Origin of the sequence: Nocardia testacea NBRC 100365, assembly GCF_000308775.1 — a bacterium.
GTDB lineage: Bacteria > Actinomycetota > Actinomycetes > Mycobacteriales > Mycobacteriaceae > Nocardia > Nocardia testacea.
Window position 1 is genome coordinate 1 of record NZ_BAGJ01000114.1, and the last position, 25179, is coordinate 25179.

General features: G+C 70.2%; 26 protein-coding genes. 12 read left to right on the forward strand and 14 right to left on the reverse strand.

Going from position 1 to position 25179, the window contains the following annotated elements:
- Both ON38_RS16400 and ON38_RS16405 read right to left on the reverse strand, forming a co-directional pair.
- Positions 1-598: TRAM domain-containing protein (locus ON38_RS16400; protein ID WP_039825718.1), on the reverse strand; the 598-nt coding region annotated here is incomplete at its 3' end.
- A gap of 6 nt (positions 599-604) precedes the next feature.
- Positions 605-2593 carry an APC family permease gene (locus tag ON38_RS16405; protein ID WP_039825683.1) on the reverse strand — a complete coding sequence of 663 codons (1989 nt, stop codon included), beginning with the start codon at positions 2591-2593 and terminating at the stop codon, positions 605-607.
- A gap of 184 nt (positions 2594-2777) precedes the next feature.
- On the opposite strand from ON38_RS16405, the gene ON38_RS16410 reads away from it, so the two are divergent.
- Complete coding sequence (locus tag ON38_RS16410; RefSeq protein WP_039825684.1) at positions 2778-3443, forward strand: potassium channel family protein; 666 nt, start codon at positions 2778-2780, stop codon at positions 3441-3443.
- A 2-nt stretch (positions 3444-3445) separates the two neighbouring features.
- Positions 3446-4186 carry a potassium channel family protein gene (locus ON38_RS16415; protein ID WP_083872727.1) on the forward strand — a complete coding sequence of 247 codons (741 nt, stop codon included), beginning with the start codon at positions 3446-3448 and terminating at the stop codon, positions 4184-4186.
- Positions 4187-4219: 33 nt separating this feature from the next.
- Here the strand turns inward: ON38_RS16415 and shbA are convergent, their stop codons facing one another.
- The 3 genes from shbA to ON38_RS16430 all read right to left on the reverse strand — a co-directional run bounded on the left by shbA (position 4220) and on the right by ON38_RS16430 (position 6143).
- Entirely contained in the window at positions 4220-4858 is a 639-nt protein-coding gene (shbA, locus tag ON38_RS16420) for an RNA polymerase sigma factor ShbA (RefSeq protein WP_083872728.1), read from the reverse strand.
- 145 nt (positions 4859-5003) lie between these two features.
- Complete coding sequence (locus tag ON38_RS16425) at positions 5004-5735, reverse strand: DUF3159 domain-containing protein (RefSeq protein ID WP_039825685.1); 732 nt, start codon at positions 5733-5735, stop codon at positions 5004-5006.
- A gap of 3 nt (positions 5736-5738) precedes the next feature.
- Positions 5739-6143, reverse strand: a complete 405-nt coding sequence (locus ON38_RS16430; RefSeq protein ID WP_039825686.1) for an OB-fold nucleic acid binding domain-containing protein — start codon at positions 6141-6143, stop codon at positions 5739-5741.
- Between the two features lie 90 nt (positions 6144-6233).
- On the opposite strand from ON38_RS16430, the gene ON38_RS16435 reads away from it, so the two are divergent.
- Positions 6234-6965: an alpha/beta fold hydrolase gene (locus ON38_RS16435; RefSeq protein WP_051164869.1), complete on the forward strand. Its 732-nt coding sequence runs from the start codon at positions 6234-6236 to the stop codon at positions 6963-6965.
- Between the two features lie 203 nt (positions 6966-7168).
- Here the strand turns inward: ON38_RS16435 and ON38_RS16440 are convergent, their stop codons facing one another.
- Entirely contained in the window at positions 7169-8095 is a 927-nt protein-coding gene (locus ON38_RS16440; protein WP_039825687.1) for a DUF3710 domain-containing protein, read from the reverse strand.
- Position 8096: 1 nt separating this feature from the next.
- Positions 8097-8591, reverse strand: a complete 495-nt coding sequence (gene dut / locus ON38_RS16445; RefSeq protein WP_083872729.1) for a dUTP diphosphatase — start codon at positions 8589-8591, stop codon at positions 8097-8099.
- A 52-nt stretch (positions 8592-8643) separates the two neighbouring features.
- On the opposite strand from dut, the gene ON38_RS16450 reads away from it, so the two are divergent.
- Positions 8644-9159, forward strand: coding sequence for a DUF3093 domain-containing protein (locus ON38_RS16450; RefSeq protein ID WP_051164870.1), 516 nt, complete (start codon positions 8644-8646; stop codon positions 9157-9159).
- A 13-nt stretch (positions 9160-9172) separates the two neighbouring features.
- Here the strand turns inward: ON38_RS16450 and ON38_RS16455 are convergent, their stop codons facing one another.
- Complete coding sequence (locus ON38_RS16455) at positions 9173-9475, reverse strand: DUF4193 domain-containing protein (protein WP_030521610.1); 303 nt, start codon at positions 9473-9475, stop codon at positions 9173-9175.
- A gap of 391 nt (positions 9476-9866) precedes the next feature.
- Here ON38_RS16455 and cei point away from each other — a divergent pair, with 391 nt between their 5' ends.
- On the forward strand, positions 9867-10547 hold the full coding sequence (cei, locus tag ON38_RS16460) for an envelope integrity protein Cei (protein WP_039825689.1): 681 nt from the start codon (positions 9867-9869) through the stop codon (positions 10545-10547).
- 22 nt (positions 10548-10569) lie between these two features.
- On the opposite strand, the gene ON38_RS16465 is transcribed toward cei, so the two are convergent.
- Positions 10570-11481 (reverse strand): inositol monophosphatase family protein, encoded by a 912-nt coding sequence (locus tag ON38_RS16465; RefSeq protein ID WP_039825690.1) that lies wholly within the window; start codon positions 11479-11481, stop codon positions 10570-10572.
- A gap of 208 nt (positions 11482-11689) precedes the next feature.
- Between ON38_RS16465 and ppgK the strand changes: the two genes are divergently transcribed.
- Entirely contained in the window at positions 11690-12448 is a 759-nt protein-coding gene (gene ppgK / locus ON38_RS16470; protein ID WP_083872733.1) for a polyphosphate--glucose phosphotransferase, read from the forward strand.
- A 168-nt stretch (positions 12449-12616) separates the two neighbouring features.
- Complete coding sequence (locus ON38_RS16475; RefSeq protein WP_039825691.1) at positions 12617-14002, forward strand: RNA polymerase sigma factor; 1386 nt, start codon at positions 12617-12619, stop codon at positions 14000-14002.
- A 79-nt stretch (positions 14003-14081) separates the two neighbouring features.
- Here ON38_RS16475 and eutC read toward each other — a convergent pair whose 3' ends face one another.
- Both eutC and ON38_RS16485 read right to left on the reverse strand, forming a co-directional pair.
- Complete coding sequence (gene eutC, locus ON38_RS16480; RefSeq protein WP_373281224.1) at positions 14082-14903, reverse strand: ethanolamine ammonia-lyase subunit EutC; 822 nt, start codon at positions 14901-14903, stop codon at positions 14082-14084.
- Complete coding sequence (locus tag ON38_RS16485; protein ID WP_039825693.1) at positions 14900-16321, reverse strand: ethanolamine ammonia-lyase subunit EutB; 1422 nt, start codon at positions 16319-16321, stop codon at positions 14900-14902. Before ON38_RS16485 ends, eutC begins: the two co-directional genes overlap by 4 nt.
- A gap of 561 nt (positions 16322-16882) precedes the next feature.
- On the opposite strand from ON38_RS16485, the gene ON38_RS16490 reads away from it, so the two are divergent.
- Both ON38_RS16490 and ON38_RS16495 read left to right on the forward strand, forming a co-directional pair.
- Positions 16883-18088, forward strand: a complete 1206-nt coding sequence (locus tag ON38_RS16490) for a sensor histidine kinase (protein ID WP_039825694.1) — start codon at positions 16883-16885, stop codon at positions 18086-18088.
- Entirely contained in the window at positions 18085-18747 is a 663-nt protein-coding gene (locus tag ON38_RS16495; protein WP_039825695.1) for a response regulator, read from the forward strand. Before ON38_RS16490 ends, ON38_RS16495 begins: the two co-directional genes overlap by 4 nt.
- Before the next feature lie 35 nt (positions 18748-18782).
- Here the strand turns inward: ON38_RS16495 and ON38_RS16500 are convergent, their stop codons facing one another.
- On the reverse strand, positions 18783-19142 hold the full coding sequence (locus ON38_RS16500; RefSeq protein ID WP_039825696.1) for a DUF952 domain-containing protein: 360 nt from the start codon (positions 19140-19142) through the stop codon (positions 18783-18785).
- 269 nt (positions 19143-19411) lie between these two features.
- Here ON38_RS16500 and ON38_RS16505 point away from each other — a divergent pair, with 269 nt between their 5' ends.
- On the forward strand, positions 19412-19606 hold the full coding sequence (locus ON38_RS16505; protein ID WP_030521621.1) for a DUF7455 domain-containing protein: 195 nt from the start codon (positions 19412-19414) through the stop codon (positions 19604-19606).
- Between the two features lie 88 nt (positions 19607-19694).
- Here ON38_RS16505 and ON38_RS16510 read toward each other — a convergent pair whose 3' ends face one another.
- A complete protein-coding gene (locus ON38_RS16510) occupies positions 19695-20432 on the reverse strand; it encodes a TetR/AcrR family transcriptional regulator (RefSeq protein WP_039825697.1) in 738 nt (245 codons plus the stop codon).
- Positions 20433-20896: 464 nt separating this feature from the next.
- Here ON38_RS16510 and ON38_RS16515 point away from each other — a divergent pair, with 464 nt between their 5' ends.
- The gene (locus tag ON38_RS16515; RefSeq protein WP_039825698.1) at positions 20897-22648 is read left to right on the forward strand and encodes a DEAD/DEAH box helicase; all 1752 of its coding nucleotides are present in this window, start codon (positions 20897-20899) and stop codon (positions 22646-22648) included.
- Positions 22648-23208 (forward strand): SWIM zinc finger-containing protein, encoded by a 561-nt coding sequence (locus ON38_RS16520; RefSeq protein WP_039825700.1) that lies wholly within the window; start codon positions 22648-22650, stop codon positions 23206-23208. The genes ON38_RS16515 and ON38_RS16520 overlap by 1 nt, the downstream gene beginning before the upstream one ends.
- A 102-nt stretch (positions 23209-23310) precedes the next feature.
- Here ON38_RS16520 and ON38_RS16525 read toward each other — a convergent pair whose 3' ends face one another.
- Positions 23311-25053 carry a DEAD/DEAH box helicase gene (locus ON38_RS16525; protein WP_083872730.1) on the reverse strand — a complete coding sequence of 581 codons (1743 nt, stop codon included), beginning with the start codon at positions 25051-25053 and terminating at the stop codon, positions 23311-23313.
- Positions 25054-25179 lie beyond the last annotated feature (126 nt).

Genomic DNA, 25179 nt, shown 5'->3' on the forward strand with positions numbered 1-25179 from the left:
CGATCTCGACGATATGCCGGACCCCGGTGTCGTCGACCGCGATCACCAACTCCGCGCCGGGCATCCAGCGGCGCCGATCGATATCGTCCAGGGCGCCGGGCACGGGCTGCGGACAGCGCAGGTCGGTCAGCACCTCGGTGCTGCGGTGGCGGTGCACACCGGCGCGGCCACCCATATCCACCGCGAGCCGGATCCGGGTGCGCCAGCCACCGGTGCGATCGCCGGACCCGGTGATGGGTTCCACCTCGACCACGCGCTCGATACCGGTGATGCGGCGCAGCTGTTCGGTCACGACCGACGCCTTCAGCTGCCGCTGCGCCGCCGCGGTGGCATAGGAGAAATCGCAGCATCCGGCCCCGCCCGGGCCCGATACCGGGCAGGTGGCAGGGACCCGGTCCGGCGACGCCTCGATGATCTCCACGGCGTCGGCCCGGCAGAACGCACCACCGCGGTCCTCGGTGACCCGGGCCCGTACGAGCTCACCCGGCAGACCGTGCCGGACGAACACCACCCGGCCCTCATGGCGCGCCACACAGAACCCGCCGTGCCCGGGCGACCCGAGCCGGACCGACAGCACCCGATCACGCCACGAACTCATCGGGCCTCACCCATTGTCGCCGTAGCCACGCCGTACCGCGCCCGGCGCCGCGGGCTCACCCGCCGCGCGGGCGCGCGCCGAAGAGCTCAGCTGCCACGGCACGCTGGTCACCATCACGCCCGGTTCGAACAGCAACCGGCCCTTGAGCCGCAGCGCGCTCTGGTTGTGCAGGACCTGCTCCCACCAGTGCCCGACGACGTATTCGGGGATGAAGACGGTCACCACATCGCGCGGCGCGTCCTTGCGCACCCGCTTCACGTACTCGAGTACCGGTTTGGTGATCTCGCGGTAGGGCGATTCGATCACTTTCAACGGGACCGGGTTATCGCTCTTCTCCCATTCCCGCACCAGGGCCCGGGTGTCGTCCTCGTCGACGTTCACGGTGATCGCCTCGAGGGTGTCCGGCCGCCCGGCGCGCGCGTAGGCCAGTGCGCGGCGCGTCGGCAGGTGCAGTTTCGATACCAGGACGATCGAATGGGTCCGGCTCGGCAGCACCCCGTCCCATTCGTGTTCTTCCAGTTCCCGGGCCACCGAGTTGTAGTGGTGGTGGATCATCTTCATGATCACGAAGATCACCGCCATGGTCACGATGGCGATCCAGGCGCCGGCGAAGAACTTGGTCACCAGCACGATCACCAGGACCGCCCCGGTGGCCACCAGGCCGAGCGCGTTGATGGCCCGGGAGCGCATCATCCGGCGCCGTTCGGCGGGATCGGTCTCCCGGCTCAGCAACCGGCTCCAGTGCCGCAGCATGCCGGTCTGGCTGAGAGTGAACGAGACGAACACCCCGATGATGTAGAGCTGGATCAGCCGGGTCACTTCCGCGTCGAACGCCACCACGAACGCGATCGCGCCGATCGCCAGGAAGAGGATCCCGTTGCTGAAAGCGAGCCGGTCCCCGCGCGTGTGCAGCTGGCGGGGCAGGAAGCGCGCCTGGGCCAGAACCGAACCGAGCACCGGGAATCCGTTGAACGCGGTATTGGCGGCCAGTACCAGGATCACCGCGGTCACCACGGCCACGAAGTAGAACCCGGGCGTGAAACCGCTGAACACCGCGTGCGCGATCTGCGCGATCAAGGTCTTCTGCTGGTAGCCCTCGGGCGCGCCGACGAGCTGTTCTGGATGTTCGGCGAACACCACGTGTGCTTGGCGCGCGAGCACGATCATACCGAGCAGCAACACGATGGCGATCGCGCCGAGCATCAGCAGGGTCGTCGCGGCATTGCGCGATTTCGGTTTGCGGAAGGCCGGCACGCCGTTGCTGATCGCCTCGACACCGGTGAGCGCCGCACAGCCCGAGGAGAAGGCGCGGGCGAGCAGGAAGAGCAGGCCCAGGCCGGCCAGGTGCTCTTCCTCGGCCCGCAACTCGAAACCCGACGATTCGGCGCGCACTTCGTCGCCCAGGACGAAGATCCGGATCAGCCCCCAGGCGAGCATGGTGAACATACCGAACAGGAAGGCGTAGGACAGCAGCGCGAACAACCGGCCGGACTCCCGTACCCCGCGCAGGTTCATCGCGGTGATCAGCACGATGGCGGCCACCGCGAAGAGCACCTTGTGGGTCGCGACGAACGGGATCGCCGAGCCGATGGTGGACGCGGCCGAGGAGATCGAGACGGCGACGGTGAGCACGTAGTCCACCAGCAGCGCGCTACCCACCGTCAGACCGGCCGTGGGGCCCAGGTTCGTGGTGACCACCTCGAAGTCACCGCCGCCGGACGGGTAGGCGTGCACGTTCTGGCGGTAGCTGGTGACCACGATGACCAGCACCACCGCGACGGCGAATCCGAGCCACGGGGCGTAGGCGTAACCGGCCAGTCCGGACACCGACAGCACGAGAAAGATCTCCTCGGGCGCATAGGCGACCGAGGACATCGCGTCCGAGGCGAAAACCGGCAGCGCGATTCGTTTCGGCAGCAGGGTGTGGCCCAGGGAGTCACTACGGAATGGCCGCCCCAACACCAGGCGCTTGGTGGCGGTCGTCAACTTCGACACTGGACGGAGCATAAGCCCCCGCGTCCCGCCGCGCTGCGAGGCATCACCACTCGGCGGTGTTTGGCAACCTCCTGCGGGGGAACGTGGCTGGAGGCGAGAACCAGCGAGTACGGTTCGTTTTCGCGGCAGCCACACGGCTGTTCCACTTGCCACAGGGCAGACCGAGTCAGGAGCGAGGTTCACGGTGTACGTGGTGATCATGGGATGCGGCCGGGTGGGGGCGTCGCTGGCCCGCGCCCTGGTCCGGATAGGTCATGAGGTCGCCGTGATCGACCGCAATCCGGACGCGTTCCGGCGGCTCGGCCCGGATTTTCCCGGCACGCAGGTCGTGGGTGTCGGGTTCGACCGCGATGTCCTGCGCCGGGCGGGTATCGAACAGGCCGGCGCCTTCGCGGCCGTGTCCTCGGGCGACAACTCCAACATCATCTCCGCGCGGGTGGCGCGGGAAATGTTCGGTATCGAACGGGTGGTGGCCCGTATCTACGACGCCAAACGCGCCGCCGTCTACGAGCGGCTCGGCATCCCGACCATCGCCACCGTGCCCTGGACGACCGACCGGTTCTTGCACACACTGATCGGTGACGCGGGCACCACCACCTGGCGCGACCCCACCGGCACCGTTGCCGTCGCCCAGCTGATCCTGCACGAGGACTGGTACGGGCGCACGGTCAGCGAACTGGAGGACGCCACCGGCGCCCGGGTCGCGTTCGTCATCCGGTTCGGGCAGGGCATCCTCCCGGACGCCAAGACCGTCGTCCAGGCCGACGACATCGTCTACGTGGCCGCCACCTCCGGCTCCGCCGGGGAGGCCGTCGCGCTGGCCGCGAAACCTCCAGCTAGCAAGGACTGATCATGAAAGTGGCCATTGCCGGAGCCGGGGCCGTCGGCCGCTCCATCGCCCGCGAACTACTCCGGGCGGGGCACAGCGTCATGCTGCTCGAACGCCAGCTCGACCATATCGACCGCGATTCGGTCCCCGAGGCGATCTGGGTCCATGCCGACGCCTGCGAACTGCAATTGCTCGAGGACGCCGGGCTGGAGGGCTACGAGGTCGTCATCGCCGCCACCGGCGACGACAAGGCCAACCTGGTGCACAGCCTGCTGGCCAAGACCGAATTCGGGGTACGCCGGGTGGTCGCGCGGGTCAACGATCCGCGCAACGAATGGCTCTTCGACGGCTCCTGGGGTGTCGATGTGGCCGTCTCCACCCCGCGCCTGCTGGCCTCCCTGGTCGAGGAAGCGGTGTCGGTCGGCGATCTGGTCCGCCTGATGACCCTGCGGCAGGGTCAGGCCAACCTGGTAGAACTCACCCTGCCGCCGGATACGACGCTGGCCGGCAAACCGGTCCGCAATCTGACCCTGCCGCGGGATTCCGCGCTGGTCACCATTCTGCGCGGCGGGCGGGTCATCGTGCCGCAGCCCGACGACCCCTTCGAGGGCGACGACGAACTGCTGTTCGTGGTCTCCGCGGCCGCCGAGGAGGAATTGCGTGCGGTACTGGCACCGCACCGTGCTGCGCAGGCACCGGAGGGTGCGGAGCCGGCGACCGGCAGCACCACCGGCCTGACACCCGCGCAGGACGCCGAATACTGACCACCCGACAGCACTCGGTCCGTGCCCAAGGTCTCAGGCGGCGACGGGCTGCGCCGCCCGCGCGCGCAGCTTGTTCAACGCCCGGTACTGCATGACCCGGACCACGCCGGGGCTGGTGCCGATCGCCGCCGCGGTCTCGGCCGCACTCCAGCCCAGCACGATCCGCATCACCAGCACCTCCCGGTGCACGGGGTTGAGCTGCTGCATCAGTTCCCGGGCCAGGGCGCCGCGCTCGGCGGCCAGCGCCCATTCCTCGGGGCCGGCCGCGGTGGATACCGCCTCGGGGACCTCGGCCATGGGATAGGCCGGATGAACCTGGGCGCCGCGGAACGCGTCGGACACCTTGTTCGCCGCGATGCCGTACACGAAGGCGAGAAACGACTTCCCCTGATCCCTATAGCGGCCGATGGCCTGGACGGTGGCCATCAGCACCTCCTGCGCCACATCGTCGGCGGTGACATGCAGATGAGCGGCGGTGCCCAGGCGGGTCCGGCAGTAGCGCTGGACCAGGGGCTGGACCAGTCGCAGGATCTCGGCCACGGCGGCGCGGTCGCCGTCGGCCGCCGCCGGGACGAGAACCTCCAGTTCGGCGGACACCCGGCGGCTCCGGGAACGCACCGGATGTTCGGATCCCCGCTCGGGGCGGGTGATCGGGTGCTGCTCGGTTCGCATTCGCCAGTCCTCTCGGGGAGATCGTCTTCGGTAACGATCGTCCGATGAACGGCGCGCGCGGGATAGACACCAAAGGGTGGGTCCTGGTCCACCCTTTCGGATGATGCCGTCCCGGCCCTTCGGCTGATGTGACCGGATAGGAGCGTCAGGCCGGGCCTGCGGAATGCCGTCCGGAGCCGGCGGGCAGATGCCCGGCGCGGCGCACCGCCCAGACCGTCACCACCAGCGCGAGGGCGGTCAGCGGCCAGCCCATCCCGATCCGCGCGGCGGCGAGCCAGCCCGTGCTGTCGGTGTCGTAGAGGTGATTCTGTACCAGGTAGCGGGCCCCGAAGACGAGTACCCAGGCCACGGTCGCCAGATCGTAGAGGCGGACCACCCGCGGATCGGAGCGCCAGTCACCGCCGTGACCGTTGAGGACGCCCCACACCACCCCGACCAGGGGCCGCCGGAGGAGTATCGAGATCAGGAACGCGGCACCGTAGATCAGGCTGGTGTAGATCCCGAACAGGAAGAAACCCTTGGCCTCGCCGACCCGCCAGGCGATCAGCGCGCAGATACCCACGCCCACGAAACCGGAGACGGCGGGCTGGATCGGCTCGCGGCGCACCAGCCGCCAGACCAGGATCGCGGCCGCGACCCCGAGCGCGGCCCAGATCGCCGCGGTGAGCCCGAACAGGGTGTTCACCGGGACGAAGACCAGCACCGGCAGCGTCGAGTAGATCAGGCCGCCGAAACCGCCCAGTTGTTCCAGCAGTGTCTGCTTGTCCGGTTCCTCAGGAGTGTCGTCGGCGGAACCGGCCCGGGCGGCGGACGCGGATCCCGGGGTGGTCGCGGCCCGGGGCAGCGGTCTGGTGGCGTACTCGTCGCTCGATGGCATACGTCAGCTGTTTCCGCGCAATTCGTAGTAGGGGTTGTACATCACCTTGCGGCCTTCGCGTTCTCCCACCCGGCCGCGCACCATGATGCGCCGTCCCGATTCGATACCGGGAATCCGGCGTCGCCCGATCCACACCAGGGTGATGGCATCGGTACCGTCGAAGAACTCCGCCTGCATACTCGCACCCGAGGCCTGCGGACAGGAGTCGACACTGCGCAAACGGCCCAGCATCGTCGCCTCCTCACCGCGCCGGCACTCCGAGACCCGGCAGGCGCCCGAAGCGTCCGCCGTCTCCGCCAGCTCCTCGGCGTCGAGCTGATCGATATCCTCGGTCAATCTGCGGCCGAGCCTGCGAAAATATCCGGTCGCGGACTTGGCGCCCGCTTTTCTTCCTGCCGCGGAAGACATCGCCTGCTCTCCTGTGCGCGGATGACATGGGTCGCACGTCATCCGAATTTCCGTACTCCGGCCCGGCTGTGGCCGTACCCGCCACTGTAGATGGGTACCGGCGGCACCGCTACGCTCGGTCCGGTGTTCGATTCCCCACGTCCGGCCGTTGTCGTCGCCCTGCCCGGAACCGGTTCCGACGCACACTTCGCCCGCCGCGCGTTCGGCCCCGCATCCGCCGCCGCCGGAATCGATTTCGTCGCCGTGGAACCCGACCCGGCGGCGGTGATCGAGAGCTACCGTAGCGCCCTGGACGATGCCGCGACCCGCGGCCCGGTGCTGGCAGCGGGTATCTCGCTCGGGGCCGCCGTCGCCGTCGAATGGGCCGCGGCCCGGGAACCGGGCGAGGTCGCCGGGGTGGTGGCGGCACTGCCCGCGTGGACCGGCCCGGATACCGCCCACTGTCCTGCCACGCACAGTGCGGCGGTCACCGCGGCCCGCTTGCGCGCCGAGGGCCTGGAAGCGGTGATCGCCGGGATGCGGGCGAGCAGCCCCGGCTGGCTCGCCGACGCGCTCACCCGGTCGTGGCGCGGCCAGTGGCCGGGGCTGCCGGCAGCACTGGAGGAGGCGGCACAGTACAAATGGCCGGAACCGGCCCTGCTGGACGCTCTGCGCGTCCCGTTGGCGGTCGTCGCCGCGTCGGACGATCCGGTGCATCCGGTGGCCGTAGGGCGCGAATGGGCGCGCCGGGCGCCCCGGTCGGCGCTCACCGAGGTGACGCTGGACCGATTCGGCGCCGATCCCGGCATCGTGGGACGGCTGGCGCTCCGGTACTTCGGCTGACGCCCCACCACGCTTCTTTCGGCTCGCCGGGCCGGGAGGACCTGTTCCCCGCCGAAGGGCGCGGCCGTGCCGCCGCAGCAGCGATACGGCCGCCACCGTGCCCGATCGGCCGCCCGCGGAGCGTGCCCGGCACGGTCACGCTCCGCGGGCCGGCCCACGAGCACACGCCGTCCGGCCGTCCCGGAGCAGGACCGTGCGATCGCTCAGTTACGTCCGAGCTGCTGCATCGCCGACCCTTCGGCACCCCGCCGCGGCTGCTGTGGCTGCTGCGGCGGCAGCACCGCCGGCGTCGGCGAGGGCCGGGCGGCGGGCGGCGGGCTCGCCACCTGCTGATGGGCCTGCTGTTGCTGCTGATGGGCGGCGGTGAGCTGTTCGGCGAGCTGCTGGGGCAGCACCACCGGCAACGGTTCACGGACCGGCAGCGCGTCGGTGCCGCGCCGGATGATCGTCTCGCTGAGCACGGTGCGCGCCGCCACGGCCAGCGGTCCGCCCGCCGCGGTGGAACCCGAGGGTCCCGCCGCCACCAGCCGGATCATCCACCGGTAGCCGTCCACTCCGATGAAGCGCAGATCGGCGCCCTCGGTGACGGCCACCAGCTCCCGGCCCCACGGGCCCTTCTCCACCGAGACCCGGGCCCCGTCCTTGCGCAGCGATTCCGCCAGATCGGCCGCCACCGTGCGCCACTGTCCCTTGGATTTCGGCGCGGCGTAGGCCGCGACGGTGATACGCCCGTGTTCGGTGGCCAGATGCACCGCCTGCGGGGTGCCCTGCGGGGTCATCTCGACCTGCAGCTGCCCGCCCGGCGGCACCGGCAGGATCACCGAGCCCAGGTCCAGCCGGGTATCGGTGAAGTTCTCCAGGACCTCGGCGACATCGTCGTAGTCGTAGGGGCCGCGCCGCTGGGGCTCGGTATCGGGATCGTCGATGGCGGCGTCGTAGGCATCGCTGTAGGCGGCGCCGCCATACCCGTCGTCGTAGCTGTCGTCGTAGGGCTGGTCGTACTCGGCGCGGTGGTACCCGCCCTCGTCGTAGTCCTCGTAGTCGCCGGTTTCGTACTCGCCGGTGGTGTATTCACCGGTGTCGTGCTCGTCGCCGGATCTGCGTCCGCCGGATTTCCGTCGTCCGAACATGTCAGGCCTCCTTGCCGTCGGCGGCGTCCGCCCCGCCCGGCGTCAAACGCGCGTGTCCCCCACTGGATCCGTAACCGCCCGCGCCGCGCGCGGACTCGTCGAGCCGGTCCACCGCCACGAACTCGACCAGTTCCACCCGCTGCACCAGCAGCTGGGCGATCCGGTCACCGCGGCGCAATTCGATGGGCGTGCGCGGGTCGTGGTTGATCAGGCAGACCTTGATCTCACCCCGGTATCCGGCATCGATGGTTCCCGGCGTGTTCACCACGGATAGTCCGGCCTTGGCCGCCAGCCCGGAGCGGGGATGGATCAGGCCCACGGTGCCCACCGGCAGCGCGACAGCGATACCGGTACCGACCAGTACCCGCTCCCCCGGCTCCAGGACGACATCCTCGGCGGTGCACAGATCCACGCCCGCGTCGCCTTCGTGGGCGCGCGTCGGCATGGGAATCCCGGGGTCCAGCCGGAGCAGCGGTATCGGTGAGAGTGCGTTCACGTCCGACCAGCCTACGCGCAGGCCCGGCGCCGGTGTCGCTTAGTGTTGAGTCGTGTCCGACCAGCCTCGACCCACCGAAACCGAGCGTCCCGCGCGACCGGAACCGACCGCCTATCGCGAGCGCCTCTGGGTGCCGCTGTGGTGGTGGCCGGTGGGCTTCGCCCTCGCCGGTCTGCTCGCCGCGGAGATCCATATGGGAGCCCCCGGCCTGCGGGCCTGGCTGCCGTATGTGCTGTTGTTCCCGGTGCCCGTCTGGGTGCTGCTGTGGACGAGCCGGCATCGTCTCGAAGTCACCCCGGACACGACGGGCACTCCCGAACTGCGGGTGGACCGGGCCCATCTACCGGTGTCGTTCGTCGCCCGGGCGACCGTGGTGCCCAAGAGCGCCAAGAGTGCGGCGCTGGGCCGTCAGCTCGATCCCGCGGCCTACGTCCAGCACCGTCCGTGGATCGGCACCATGGTCCTGCTGGTTCTCGACGACCCGGACGATCCGACACCGTACTGGCTGGTCAGCACGCGCCGGCCCACAGCGGTCCTGGCCGCGCTCGGCCTGCCGAGCGCGGGATGACCTCACCTACCGCTCAGGCCGCGCAATCCATGCAGATCATCTGACCGCCTGCCTCGCTGGCGAGGCGGCTGCGGTGATGTACCAGGAAACAGCTCGAGCAGGTGAACTCGTCGGCCTGTTTCGGGATCACCCGAACCGTCAGCACTTCCTCGGACAGGTCCGCGCCGGGGAGCTCGAACGACTCCGCGGTATCGGATTCGTCGACATCCACGACGGCGGACTGGGCTTCGTTGCGACGAGCCTTCAGCTCCTCCAGCGAATCCTCCGACACATCGTCGGACTCGGTACGCCTCGGTGCGTCATAGTCGGTTGCCATGTCGTCTTCCCCTCGTCCTTACTCCGTATATCCGGATCGGCGCACGCCGTCTCTCGACCGCGCCCGCCGCCCCGCCGGTGGTGCACTTCACACCCGCACCGGTCCTCTATCAGGACGAATCCAGTGGACTCACCTCCGATAGCGTCCGGACAACGCATGAGTTGCCCTGCTTGTTCCCGCGACCGAACGCAGATTTACTCATAGTTATTTCGGTCTGGGCGGCCAGACAATAGCGGACGGTGCGGAAAATGTCGCAATCGAAACCCGGCCGTGTCGAAACCGCTGGGCAATCGATATGCCGCCCCGAGCGTGCCGTGACCGGCCCCGGTAACGCGCCCGGAGCGGCCCGGGTAATGCGCGGCGCGCGGGCGGGGGTACGTACAGTATCGACGTGGTTTCACTGATCACCGAAGGCAGTCCGACGGATGCAAAAGGCCGTCCCTACCCCCGTCGACGGCCGCGGCCCTGGCTGATTCTCGTCGTCGTTCTCCTGGTTGTTTGCGCAGGTCTGTGGATCAAGGCCCTGACCACCAACGATGACGACCACACGCCGATGGCGTGCAATTCGCCGACCCCGGCCACCGATCCCAAGGCCGCACCGCAGCCGCTGCCCGGCCAGCGGGTCGGGACGAGTCGCCTCGAGGATGTGGAGCCCGCACCGGTGGCGGGCACCCAGGTGCGTGTCCTGAACGCCAACGGACAGCGCGGTCAGGCCGCGCACGTCGCGGCCCAGCTCGGTGATCTGGGTTTCGGCAGCCCGCCGGGGGATCCATATGGTAACGATCCGGTATATGCCAACGGCGACCTGGAATGCACCGGCCAGATCCGGTTCGGCGAGAACGGCCGCCCGATAGCGGCCGCCGTGCAGCTGGCCGTACCGTGCGCCGAGCTCATCGAGGACAAACGCTCCGACAAGTCGGTCGATCTGGTGCTCGGCTCGCTGTTCGGCGGCGATCTGCAGCCCAACAACGACGCCGAAGAAGTACTCCGGTCACTGAAGAACCCGGTGAGCGGGGAGAGCCCGGCGATCGACCCGGATATGCTCGCGGCCGCCCGAACCGCCCGCTGCTGACCACGGGCCGCCCGGGCCGGAATCAGGCGTCCGGGATCGGCGCGGCGACGCCCAGACGGTCCAGCAGCGCGAAGAGTTCCTCGGCGATACCGGGCGCCGCGGCCACCACGAGGGCCCCCGCGGCGCCCGTCGTCGCCAGCGGGGGCAGCCGCAGTACCGCACCGGCCTCGGCCGCGATCAGCGCGCCCGCCGCCCAGTCCCACGGATTGAGCCCGTGCTCGTAGTGCGCGTCCACCCGCCCCTCGGCGACCATGCACAGATCCAGGGCGGCGGCGCCGATCCGGCGGATATCACGCACATGTGGCAGCAGCTCGGCGACGCAGGCCGCCTGCCGGGTACGCCGCGCGACGCCGTAGGCGAATCCGGTCGCGACCAGCGCCAGCCGCGCGGACCGCACCGGGTTGCATCGCAGGGGCGTATCGCGGCCGTCCGGGCCGATCCGCAACGCCCCGAGACCGGTTGCCGCGGTGTAGACGGTCGACGCGGCGACATCGGCGACCGCGCCCGCGACCGGGCGGCCGCCACGCACCGCGGCCACCGATACCGCGTACGCCGGAATCCCGTAGAGGAAGTTCACGGTGCCGTCGATCGGGTCGACCACCCAGATCACCTCGTCGTCGGCCGCTGCGGCCGGGTCACCGCCGCCCTCTTCGCCGAGGATGTGGTCGCCGGGGCGCAGCCGGGCGAGTTCGTCGCGGATCAGCTGTTCGGTTTCGGTATCGACGACCGTCACCGGGTCGGTCGGGGTGCTCTTGGTACGTACCGCGGCCTCGGCGGAGGCCGCGGAGGCGAAGACCTCGCGGCGGCGGACCCGGACGTGGGCGGCGGCGATACCGGCCAGATGGGTCGCGATCCGGCGTAGCACGGTGGCATCGGCGGGGGCGGGTTCGGTGGCAGCGGTGAGAGACCAAATCGATTCCGGCACGTCCTCCATCGGAGCACAGATCCTGCGAGGAGGTCGTCCGGGCCCGCGCATTACTCTTGTCGTGCACACCACACCGGCGGAGCGCGGCCGCGGAGGAGGCAGCGCGACGCGGGTGGCCGGCCGCCGCCGTCCGGATTCCCTCGCGCGCGGCCGGGCCCACCCGGAAACCGGTGCGACGCACCATGACATCAGCCAGCACAGGGAACGAGGAACCCGCATGTCCGTTGGACGGCACGCGTTCGGTATCGATATCGGCGGTAGCGGCGTCAAGGGCGCCGCGGTCGATCTGGATACCGGGGAGCTCGTGCACGAGCGCATCAAGATCGCGACCCCGCATCCGTCCACCCCGGATGCGGTCGCGGCGGCCGTGGCGAAGCTGATCGACACCGCGGCCTGGGCTGGGCCGGTGGGTCTCACCCTGCCGTGTGTGGTCCTCGACGGCGTCGCGCACACCGCCGCCAATGTCGACAAATCCTGGATCGGCACCGACGCCCGGGCCCTGTTCGCGGCGGCACTCGGCGGTCGCGAGGTGACCGTGCTCAACGACGCCGACGCGGCGGGACTCGCCGAGGACCGCTATGGCGCCGCCCGCGATATCCACGGCCTCGTGCTCCTGCTCACCTTCGGTACCGGTATCGGTTCGGCGCTGCTCAACAACGGCACCCTCGTCCCGAACACCGAACTCGGGCATCTCGAGATCGGCGGTATGGAAACCGAGCACCGGGCCGCCGCCTCGGTCAAGGAGCGGGAGAACCTCGACTATCCCGAATGGGCGGCGCGGGTCAGCACCGTGCTGAGCGGGCTGGAGGACCTTTTCTGGCCGACGGTCATCGTCGCCGGCGGCGGGATCAGCCGCGACGCCGACCAGTGGATTCCACTGCTGACCAACCGCACCCGCGTGGTCCCGGCGAACTTGAAGAACACAGCGGGTATCGTCGGCGCGGCCATGGCCGTCGACGCCGGGATCACCCCCTGAGGTTGTCCACGGCACGGGCCAGTGCACACTGGTCGGATCGTTACAATGGAAGCACCCGGCGGTGAGCCGGACCCCCGACCGGCGTTTTAGCCGGTAAACCCGACAGACCGCTCCGCCGGAATACTACTCTGGCGTGACGCCGCACGAGACCGTCACGAAAGGGCGTACGTGGTAGCCACGAATACCCGTCAGACAGCCGAATCGGCCGACGCCGAGGCCACGGAAGTTCCCGCGGCACGCCCGGCCCGGAAGGCCGTGGCCAAGAAGGCCCCGGCGAAGAAGGCCGCTGCCAAAAAGGCTCCGGCCAAAAAGGCCGCCGCCAAGAAGGGAGCCGCCAAGAAGGCCCCGGCCAAGAAGGCGGGGAGCGCGGGCGCCCCCGGCTCGGGCGAGGAACAGCTCGACGACGATTCGCTGGATGTGGCGGATCTGGGCGACCTGGAGGTCTCCGAGGACGATCTCACCGACGAGGGCGACGATCTCGTCGCCGAAGCCGTCGAGGAGGAAGCCGAGGGCGAGGCGGCCGAGGACGGCACCTCCGAGCCCACCGCGGCCGACAAGGCCTCCGGCGATTTCGTCTGGGACGAGGAGGAGTCCGAGGCGCTGCGCCAGGCGCGCAAGGACGCCGAGCTGACCGCGTCCGCGGATTCGGTGCGGGCCTACCTCAAACAGATCGGTAAGGTCGCGCTGCTCAATGCCGAGGAGGAGGTCGAACTCGCCAAGCGGATCGAGGCCGGGCTCTACGCGGCGGAGAAGATGCGCGAGTTCACCGAGGCCGGGGACAAGCTGCCCGTCGCCACCCGCCGCGATTTCAACTGGATCATCCGCGACGGCAACCGCGCCAAGAATCATCTGCTCGAGGCGAACCTGCGTCTGGTGGTATCGCTGGCCAAGCGCTACACCGGCCGCGGGATGGCGTTCCTGGACCTGATCCAGGAGGGCAACCTGGGCCTGATCCGCGCGGTCGAGAAATTCGACTACACCAAGGGCTACAAGTTCTCCACCTACGCCACCTGGTGGATCCGGCAGGCGATCACCCGCGCCATGGCCGATCAGGCCCGCACCATCCGCATCCCGGTGCATATGGTGGAGGTCATCAACAAGCTCGGCCGTATCCAGCGCGAGCTGCTCCAGGATCTGGGCCGCGAGCCCACCCCGGAGGAACTGGCCAAGGAAATGGACATCACCCCGGAGAAGGTGCTGGAAATCCAGCAGTACGCCCGGGAGCCCATTTCGCTGGATCAGACCATCGGCGACGAGGGCGACAGCCAGCTCGGTGATTTCATCGAGGACTCCGAGGCCGTGGTCGCGGTGGACGCGGTGAGCTTCACCCTGCTGCAGGATCAGCTGCAGTCGGTGCTGGAGACCCTGTCCGAGCGCGAGGCGGGTGTGGTCCGGCTGCGGTTCGGCCTGACCGACGGTCAGCCGCGCACCCTGGACGAGATCGGTCAGGTCTACGGGGTGACCCGCGAGCGGATCCGGCAGATCGAATCCAAGACCATGAGCAAGCTCCGGCACCCCAGCCGGTCGCAGGTCCTGCGCGACTACCTGGACTGAGCCCCGGAAGCAGTACGGCATCGGCCCCTGGACACTGCGGAACCATCGGATTCCGCGATGTCCAGGGGCCGTTGCGCGTCTACCCCGCCGCGCCGTCGGATAACCGCGCGGACGGCCCCGGCAGTGTCGGGTCCCGGGAGGTGTCCTTCAGCGGCACGCCGGAGCGGCCGAGCCGGCGGGCCCCGGCCACCAGGCCGGCGACGACCTCCGCCGCCCGCTGATACCCCGTCCCCTCGGGTGGATGGATATTCGATACGCAATTGCGGTCGGCGTCGGTGCGGCCGGGTCGCGGCCGGTGGGTGAGGTAGATGCCGAGGCTGTCGGCCACCGAGAGGCCCGGACGTTCACCGATCAGTACCAGCACGGTCGTCACCCCCAGCGCGGCCCCGATATGGTCGCCCAGCGCCACCCGGGCCTGCGTCGCCACCACCGGCGGCGCGATGGACCGGTGCGGGCGCAGCTCCTCGAGCAGCGCCGCGACCGTGGGTGGCCCGTGGGTGGTGAGTGCCCGGGCGGACAGGCCGTCGGCGAGCACCACGCCGATATCGGCGCCCGAGTGCGGGAGCCGGGCGAGCCCGTCGGCCGTCGCGTCCGGGGCGTCGGCCGGGAGCCGGCCGAGGTCGGGGCGCCGGAGATATTCGGCCCGGTCCCGGGCCCGGCTGCGGATATGGATCGGCTCGCCCATACCCAGTTCGGCGAGCCGTGCGCACAGCGCCGGCACTTCCAGCGGGATGTGCACGGCATCGCGGGCGGCGGCGTGCGCGGCGGCGAATTCCAGGACGTGCCGGGTGGGGAGCGCGTCACCGGCCCGGCCCAACCCGATACGCGCCTGGGTGAACGACCGCAAATCGTTCCAGAAGGCCTGGGAGTCCGCAGGTGTCATAGCCTCGTGGCTGCTCATCGGCCCCCTGTCAGCGCGCGCAACGGTGACGCGGCCGGCGCCACCGGCAGCACCCGGCCCGTCTCGTCCAGCATGCCGAGCCGGTCCAGCCAGTGCGCGAATTCCGGGGCGGGCCGCAGGCCCAGCACCCGGCGGGCGTAGAGCGCGTCGTGGAAACTCAGACTCTGGTAGCCCAGCATCACATCGTCGGCGCCGGGAACCGCGATCACGAAGGCGCATCCGGCGGCGCCGAGCAGGGTGAGCAGAGTGTCCATATCGTCCTGATCGGCTTCGGCGTGGTTGGTGTAGCAGACATCCACCCCCATGGGCAGGCCCAGCAGTTTGCCGCAGAAATGATCCTCGAGGCCCGCCCGCACGATCTGTTTGCCGTCGTACAGGTACTCCGGGCCGATGAACCCGACCACCGTATTCACCAGCAGCGGCCGCAGCTCCCGGGCCACGGCGTAGGCGCGCGCCTCCAGTGTCTGCTGATCCACCGGTCTCCCGCCCGTGCCCCGATGCGCGTCGGCCGACAGGGCCGACCCCTGACCGGTCTCCAGATACATCACATTGTCGCCGACGGTGCCGCGTCGCAGCGACCGCCCGGCATCGTCGGCTTCGCGTAACAGCGCCAGGTCCACACCGAACGCCGCATTGGCGGCCTGCGTCCCGGCGACGGACTGGAAGACCAGATCGACCGGCGCTCCGGCCTCGATCAAACCGATGGTGGTGGTGACATGGGCGAGCACGCACGACTGCGCCGGAATGTCGAAGCGGGTGCGGATATCGTCGAGCAGCGTCAGCAGATCCGCCGCGGCGCGCGGGGAGTCGGTGGCCGGGTTGACGCCGATGACGGCATCGCCGCAGCCCAGCAGCAGGCCGTCGAGAACGGCGGCGGCGATCCCGTCGCGATCGTCGGTGGGATGGTTGGGCTGTAACCGGGTGGCCAGTGTGCCGGGCGTCCCGATGGTGGTCCGGAACGCCGAACGCACGCGGGCCGTGTGCGCGACGGCGATGAGGTCCTGATTGCGCATGATCTTGCTGACCGCGGCGGCCATCTCCGGGGTCAGCCCGGGCGCGAGCGCACGCAGCGTGGCAGCCGGATCGGTGGTTCCGTCGCCGGCGGCGACCGCGAGCAGCCGGTCCCGGAGCCCACCGACCGTGAGCGCGGCGATCGGACCGAACGCGGCGCGATCGTGGGTGTCCAGGATCAGCCGGGTCACCTCGTCGGTTTCGTAGGGGACCACCGGTTGTTCGAGGAACTCGGTGAGCGGGATATCGGCGAGCACCCATTGCGCGGCCGCCCGTTCGGCATCGGTGCCCGCCGCGCAGCCGGCCAGTTCGTCGCCGCTGCGCCGGGGCGTGGCCTTGGCCAGCACGTCCACCAGGCCGTTGAAGTGGTAGTTCGTGCCGCCGAGGCGCTGGGTGTAGACCGTCATCCGGGTCCCATCCGTCCGGGCCGCTGTGCGCGCCCGGCCGATGGACGGTGTCCTGCGGACCGGGCGGTCGCGGCCGACATACACGGTGCCCCCGCAGATTACCGCCGCCGAGGGTTCCGTGCGCGGATGACGGACTCCGTGCCGGCCGAGGCCTCACCCGAGGTGAGCGACCGGCTTGCCCGGAGAAGCCCACCACGGGCCGCCCGGCCCTCCTCGATGCACCGGGTCGGCGGCCCGATCCGCGGCGTAACCACCGCGGTGCTCGATACGTGGCTGCGACCGGGTCGCCGGGGAACCGCGTCTCGGCAGGCCCGGCGATCGGGAAATGCGCACCGATCCCGGGCAGTCCCGCCGAACCGGGAATCCGGTCGCGCGCCGGGCACGGACGCACTCCATCACCGGCACCACGCAGATCTCCGGCCGCGACCGCGGACGAACGCCGGAGAACAGCGGCGGACCCGTATGCCCGGCAGACCGCGCCGGCAGGTCCGTAGTTCGTAGCGGTGCCGCTCATCACTTCGATGGATCCGGGCCGGCGGACCGGTGTGCTGAGATGAACGAATGCAGCGGTGGTCGGCGTTATCGGCGACGACACGGGACGTCGTCGTGGCGGGCGGATGGTTCCTGTTCGGCGTGCTGCTGTACCTGGCCGGCTTCCATATGATGTTCGCCCGCGAGGCACAGGCCGGCCCGCTGTGGCCACGGATCGCGATCCTCGCGCTGGCGAGTGCGGTATTGCTGGTGCGGCGGCGGGCACCGATCACGGCGATGGTGCTGGGACTGATACCGCTGATCATGGATCTGTCGCTCGGGCCCACGCTGCCGGTCTGGCTCGTGTACACCGATCTCATCTACGCGGCGGTGGTGTACGGCACGCGACGCCAGATGCAGGGCGCGGTCGTGGCCTGGCTGGCCCTCTCGGCGACCGCGGCGGGGGTGGTGCTGGCCATCACCGGCGACTGGCATCTGATGTCGCTGGCGCTCGTCCTGGCGGCGGCCTTCGTCGGCACCTCGCTGTGGTGGGGTCTGACCGTCCGCGCGCACAAGGAGACCGCCGACGCCGAACGTGCCCGCGCCCGCGCCCTGTCGCTGGTCGCCGAACTGGACCGGCAGGCGGCGGTGGCCGACGAACGCAAGGCCATGGCCCGCGATCTGCACGATGTGATCGCCGGGCATCTGTCGGCCATCGCCCTGCAATCCGAAGCGGCACTGGGCAGCCTCGACGGCGCCGCCGATCCGCGGCTGGCCGGGGTGCTCGGCGCGATCCGCACCAACAGCGTCGAAGCGCTGCGGGAGATGCGGACAATGATCGGCCTGCTGCGCCGCGAGGACGATGCCGAGCAGACGACCGCGCCGGGGCGCCTGGCCCAGCTGCCCGGGCTGGTCACGGCGGCCCGGCAGGCGGGCATGCCGGTACGGGTCCGGCTGGACCTGGGCGAGACCGCACCCGCCGGGGCGGTGGACCAGGCGGCCTACCGCATCGTCCAGGAAGCGGTGACCAATGTGATGAAACACGCCCCCGGGCAGGAGGTCGATATCGACGTGCACACCGAGTCCGCGGCACTGGTGCTGACGGTGCGTAACCCGCTGGGTGCCGGACCGCCCGCGCCGGAGACCACCACCGACCGGCGCGGACTGTCGAATATGCGCGAACGCGCGGCCGCCCTCGGCGGTACGTTGCGGGCGGGCCCGGAGGCCGGTGCCTGGTGGGTGCGCGCGCGGCTACCGCTGGCCGCGGTGCCGGAAGCCGCTGGAGAACCGCGGTGACGCTCCGGGTCCTCATCGCCGACGATCACGCCGCGATCCGCGCCGGACTGCGCATGATCCTGGACGCGGCCGGTGATATCGAGGTGGTCGGCGAGGCCGCCGACGGGGAGGTCGCGGTGGCGCAGGCGCGGGCGCTACGACCGGATGTGGTGCTGATGGATGTGCGTATGCCGGGGGTGGACGGCATCACCGCGACCGCCCGGGTGACCGGGGAGAGCCTGGCGCGGGTACTCGTCCTCACCACCTTCGATCTCGACGAGTACGTGTTCCGCAGCCTGCGCGCGGGTGCCTCCGGGTTCGTTCTCAAATCGGCGTCCGGACCCGCGCTCGTCGACGCAGTCCGCGCGGTCGCCGCGGGCGAGGGAGTGCTGGCTCCCGAGGTCACCCGCGCGGTGATCGACGCCTTCGCCGAGACACCGTCGGCCCGGGGACCCGAACCGCCACCGGGTATGGCCGAGCTCACCGGGCGGGAGAAAGAGGTGTTCGACTGTCTGGGCGGCGGGCTGTCCAACGCCCAGATCGCGGCGCGGCTGTTCATCAGCGAGACCACGGTGAAAACGCATGTGTCACGGGTGCTCACCAAACTGGGCATGCGGTCCCGGGTGCAGGCCGCGATCCTGGCGCGGGAACTCGGCGACGGCGCCACCGGGCAGCGGTAGCCGGAGCGGGCACGGGCACGGGCACGGGCACGGGCTCAGCCGATCAGCGGCGCGAAGCGTCCGTCGGTGCCGGGAAGGTAGCTGTCCACCCCGAGCACGGCCTCGACCGGTAGCGGGCCGTACAGATGTGGGAAACGCAACGCGGGATCGTCGCTGGGCGCCCCCGGTTCCCAGCGCACCGGCGCCCCGAGCCGCTCCGGGTCCAGCCGGAGGAGAAGAAGATCGCGCCGACCTGCGAAAAGCCGGTTCGCGGGCAGGTGCACCTGCTGTGGCGCGGAGAGATGAACGAACCCCTCCGTCCGCAGCGAATCCGGCCGATGCGCACCGCGTTCCCGGGCAAGTGCCCACTCACCGGGAGTACAGAGGTGAACAAGGGTGTGAGTGTCACAGGGCACGGGTAACCTCCGATACACAACTCGACAGTCGGTACGGAGCACCGGACGTACGTTTTCCACAGCCGCCCCGCGGTGTTCGCCACAGGCGAAAACCGCTGGTCGTGTTAGGGAAAACACACTGGTTCCCCAGTGGGAACAAACCCGATGCCCCGAACGTCTGACAGAGTAGTTACACCACTGCTGGGAAGTAGCGGAAGCGAGCCCGCGGAGTGACCACGGGCCTCACACCAGGTGAACGGTATTGTGCCGGAAGCCAGGACGGAGGAGTCATGCCAGGAACCCTGACAAGCACCCCACTGACCGCGGTCGATCGCTGCGATCGCTGCGGGGCGGCGGCGCGTGTGCGTGCCGTTCTGCCCGCAGGTGGCGAGTTGCTCTTCTGCCAGCACCACGCGAACGAACACATGGAACGACTGCGCGAACTCGACGCCGTGATCGACACGGAGTCCGCTCCCGCTCTCTGACCCGTCCTCGCGTCCGACACAACAGCATCGAACAACAGAACACCGTCTCCGTGGCGGGCGTCCGATCCGGTCGCCCGCCACGGTCGTATCACTCAGGCAGGATGCCGTCGATCAGGCGTCGCAGCCCGTAGTCGAAATCTCCGGCCGGGTCGCCGGGCGCCTGGTACAGCTCCCCGACGGCCGCGCCGACCCGGGTGGACAGCGGGAAGTCGGCGGCCGGCATGACCTGCTCGAGCACCGGGCCGTGCGCCTGCCACCAGTCGGCGTCGGATTGTTCCCGGACACTGCGGGCGGCGGCGAGCGCCGTCCGTGCGTTACCGGTCGCAAACTGCGACAGCACCGCGATCACCCGGTCCATCTCGATATCGTCGAGACCCGCCCCGTCCACGGCCGCCAGGTGTCGCTCGTAGCGTCGCAGCCGGCCGGGCCCCAGCACCATCCGCCAGGACGGCACGTCGAACAGCCACGGGTGGGCCAGGTATTCGTCCCGGATCTGCCGGGCAACGGCCACCAGCCGGTCGCGTACGGGCAGGTCGGCGGGGATCGGTGCGTCCTCCAGCGCGACGGTGTCGACCATCAGGACAGTGAGCGCGTCCTTGCTCGGCACGTAGGTGTACAGGCTCATCGGTCGCAGCCCCAGCTCCGCGGCGACCGCCCGGACCGACACCTTCTCGTAGCCCTCCCGGTCCGCGAGCCCGATAGCCGCCGCCACCACCTCGTCGACGCTTACAGTCTGCCGGGGGCCGCGGCCGCCCCGCCGGGGCGGCAGCTCGTGCCGCCACAGCAGTTCCAGCAGGGCGCGGGCAGGATCGGCCGCGCCGGTCATCTGCGCCCCCGACCTGCCGTGGCCGACCGAAGCCCGTCCCGCACCGGGAAGAACCGGGCCACGGCACGGTGGCGGGAAGCCGTGCCCGCGACCCGGCCGGCGGAAGCGGAACCCCCCTCCGCGCCACCGCGACCAGGACCCTCACCTGCGGTGAACCGGTCACCGGCGAGCGGCCGGCCACGTCCGCGGTCCCCGACGGTGACGGGATGGGCGCGCCGGCCGGAGTGGGCCACGTTCGGTAGCCGGCGGTGAGCACCGTCTCGGCCGGACCGGGCCGCCACCGTCGCGCCGTTGTCGCTCATAGCACTTCCTTCACCACTGAGAGATACCACTCGAACACCGAGCGGGACGTGCCGGAACAAATCCGGTACCGTACGCGTTGGCCTATTACTCCGTACACCATACGCCGATCATAGGGGTGCACCCTGCCCACCATCGAGACCACCTATCTGCCCGACCGTCACATGTTCGCCCTGTGGACCTGGACCGGCCGGGCGCCCGGCCCCGCGCCCGCGGGACTCGGCGACACCGCGACCCTCGCACTGGCCGTACCCGGCGGTACCCGCGCGCAGGCCCGCGCGGGAAGTATCGGCGTCCAGGTGACCCCGGTCGACTGCGCGCTGCTCGACCCCACCGATCTCGCGGGGTTCGCACCTGCCGAACCGGGCCGCTCCACCCACGCCTGGCAATCGATCCTCGCAGGCGGGCGGGCCGATCTTCCCCTCGCCGGACACGCGTTCCCGAATCCGACGGGGACAGCGATGCTCACCGGCGACCACGCGCGCTCGGTGTTCCACGACACCACCGCCGTCGCCGCCGGGCTGCGCGACGATCTGCGTGCCGACCTGCGGCCCTATCAAGCACGCGGGATCGGCTGGTTGCGCGACACCGTCGCCCGCCACGGCGGCGCGATCCTCGCCGACGAGATGGGCCTCGGCAAAACCGTGCAGACCATCGGCCTACTGCTCGGGCGCGCCACCCAGGGCGCGCAACTCGTGGTGTGCCCGACCTCACTGGTGGGCAACTGGGTACACGAGATACAGCGCTTCGCCCCCGCCCTGCGGCCGGTGGCCTGGCGCGGCGGCGAGTTCGGCACCGCGGCCGGCGATATCGTCGTGATCGGTTACCCCGGGCTGCGGCTACACGGTCACCGGCTCCTCGGAAACGACTGGGCGACCGTGGTGTTCGACGAGGCCCAGGCGCTGAAGAATCCGCGCACCCAGGTGTCGAAGGCGGCCCGGGCCCTCCGGGCCGCGGCCGTCGTCGCGCTGACCGGCACTCCGGTCGAGAACCACCTCGAGGAACTGTGGTCGCTGCTGCACCTCGTGGCGCCACGCCTGTTCGGGCATCGCGCCCAGTTCCGCCGGCGCTTCGTCAAACCCATCGAAGAGGGCTCGGCCACCGCGGCCGCACGTCTGCAGGACGCGATCGAACCGGTCCTGCTCGCCCGCCGCAAAATTCAGGTCGCCGCCGCGCTGCCGGCCAAGATCCACAACGATCTGCTGTGCGATCTCACGCCCGAACAGGAGAAACTCTACGATCAGTTGCTCGACCGCGCGGTCGCCGACGGCTTCGGTACCGGCACCGGGCGGCAGACCCGGGTACTGGCAGCGCTGACCGCGCTGAAACAGGTGTGCAACCACCCCGGCCTGGTGGACGGCGACCTGGGCGAACTGGGCGGCCGCTCCGGGAAACTCGACCTGTGCACCGATATCGTGGCCGCCAACCTCGACAACGGCGCACCGACATTGATCTTCACCCAGTACCGGGCCACCGGTGACCTCCTGGTGCGCCATCTCGCCGACCGGTTCGCCGTCACCGCGCCGTTCTTCCACGGCGGGTTGAGCCAGGCCGAACGCGCGGCGATCGTGACCCGGTTCCAATCTCCCGACGGTCCCCCGGTTCTGGTGCTCGGCCTCCGGGCGGCGGGGACCGGGCTCACCCTCACCCGCGCCGCCGATGTGATCCATTTCGACCGGTGGTGGAATCCCGCGGTCGAGGCACAGGCCTCCGACCGGGTGCACCGGATCGGGCAGACCCGCACGGTCACCGTCACCACCCTGACCTCGGCCACCACGGTCGAGGAACATATCGCCGGAATGCAGCGCCGCAAATCCGCCCTCACCGATCTCGGCGACGGCAGCGGTATCGCCGATCTCGCCCGGCTCGACGACGAACGGCTCCTGGAAGTACTGCGGCGGAAGCGGGAAAACTGATGGCGGACAACGAATTCGGCTACACCCGCTGGGGTATGGACTGGGTCCGGCTGGCCGAGCCGCTGCGGCAGACCCGTCCCGATCCGCTGCTTCCGCGGGCGCGCAGTATCGCCCGCAACGACGGTGTGCGGACCGAGGTGGAAGGACGGATCGTGCGTGCGCACATCCACCGCGGTGGCCAGGCCTCGGTCGTCCATCTCGAACTGGCGTCACTCCCCCGGACCGCCCTCACCGCACTGTCCGGGATCGTCGGCGCCGAACCCACCCTGCTCACCGACGAAATGCATACGGCGGCCGTCGCGGCGGGCATCTCGGTGGTCCCGGAACCCACGGCGATCGACTGCTCGTGCAGCGCGCGCACCGCTCGATGCCTCCATGTGCTGGCCACGTTCTACGCGCTCGCCCGCCGGGTCGACGAGGACCCGCGGCTGAGCCTCGACCTGCAGGGCTACGGGCACCCGGAGCACGGTTACGCACCGGGAGAGTCCGGCGGTGAGCCGGACGCACCGCGCTGGGTCCCACTTACCGCACTGGATCCCGCGATGTTCTTCGACGGGTGACCCGGACCACGGCGGATGGGGCCCTCTCCCGCCGGAACGGCGCGGAAGCAGGAGTCGAGCACGGGCGCCGCCGGAACACGTTCGCGGATCCGCCTCGGCCGTTCACATCCGGCGCAGCGCCGCGATCCGCTCGCCGAGCTGGTCGGCGGTGGCCAGTGCGGTGGGTGGCCCGCCGCACTGGCGCCGGAGCTCGCCGTGGATCACCCCGTGCGGTTTCCCGGTGCGATGGTGGTGCATCGCGACCAGACTGTTCAGCTCGCGCCGCAGTTCACCCAGTTTGTCGGCGGTCGCCACCCGCTCGGCGGCATTGCCCGCCGCGGGCGAAGCGGGTGCCGGTGCCTGGGGTTCGGCCTTGGACCTGTCGGCGATCTGCCGGGCCTGGCGCTCCCGGAGCAGCGCGCGCATTTGATCGGCATCGAGCAGACCGGGAATGCCCAGGTAGTCGGCCTCTTCGGCGCTCCCGGCGAAGGTCGCGGTGCCGAACGAGGACCCGTCGTAGATCACCTGGTCCAATTCGGCGTCGGCGGCCAGCGGTACGAACGCCTTCTCTTCCTCACCCGGCTCGTCCTGCTGTTTGTTCGCCTCGGTGAGCAGGTCGTCGTCGAGTCCGTCCTTCTCACGGTGCGGTTTGCCGATGACATGGTCGCGCTGCACCTCGAGCTGCGCGGCCAGGTCCAGCAGCACCGGAACCGAGGGCAGGAACACACTCGCCGTCTCACCGGGCCGCCGAGCGCGAACGAATCGGCCGATGGCCTGGGCGAAATACAGCGGCGTCGAGGCGCTGGTGGCGTACACGCCCACCGCCAGCCGCGGGACGTCCACACCCTCGGAAACCATCCGCACCGCGACCATCCACGGCTGGGTGCCCGCACTGAATTCACCGATCCGGGCCGATGAGGTCGGATCGTCGGAGAGCACGAGCACCGGCCGGTTACCGGTGAGATGCTCGATCAGTTCGGCATAGGCGCGGGCCCGCTCCTGATCGGAGGCGATCACCAGGCCGCCGGCATCGTGCATACCGCCCTCGCGCAACTGGGCCAGTCGCATATCCGCCGCGCGCAGCACCGCGTAGATCCAGTCTCCCGCCGGATCCAGGGCGGTACGCCATGCCCGGGCGGTCTGTTCGGCGTTCAACGGCTCACCGAGCCGGGCGGTGTACTCCTCGCCCGCGCTGTCGCGCCAGTGCGCTTCGCCGGAGTAGGCGAGGAACACCACCGGCCGCACGACGCCGTCGGCCAGCGCCTCGGTGTAGCCGTAGCTGTGATCGGCCCGGGACCGCGGTAGGCCCGCCTCGTCGGGTTCGTAGGTGATGAACGGGATCTGACTGTCGTCGCTGCGGAACGGGGTACCGGTGAGCGCCAGGCGGCGGGTGGCGTCACCGAACGCCTCGGCCACGGCGTCACCCCAGCTCTTCGAATCCCCGGCGTGATGGATCTCGTCCAAGATCACCAGGGTGCGCCGGTTCTCCGTACGCACGCGGTGCTTGAACGGGTGCGCGGCGACCTGGGCGTAGGTGACCACCACGCCGTGATAGTCACCCGAGGTGCCGCCGGTGGTGTTGGAGAAGTTCGAATCCAGCGCCAGTCCCGAGCGCGCCCCCGAGGCGGCCCACTGATGCTTCAGATGTTCGGTCGGCGCGACCACGGTGACCTGGTCGACCGTACGATCGGCCAGCAGTTCCGCCGCGACCCGCAGCGCGAAGGTCGTCTTACCGGCCCCGGGCGTCGCCACAGCGAGGAAATCACGGGGTTTGGTCGCCAGGTACCGGGTGAGCGCGCGCCGCTGCCACGCGCGCAGGGATGCGCCCGGAACCTCCGTCGCAATAGCACCGCTCGCATCGGTCACGGAGACAAACACTAGCGGCCGTGGCGGCGATGGCGCCAAACCGGCGCGAAGCGCGCGACGGGTGTCACACACCGTACGGGCCGGTTTCCGGGTGTGCTCGGTAACCGGCGATTCACCGATCACCCC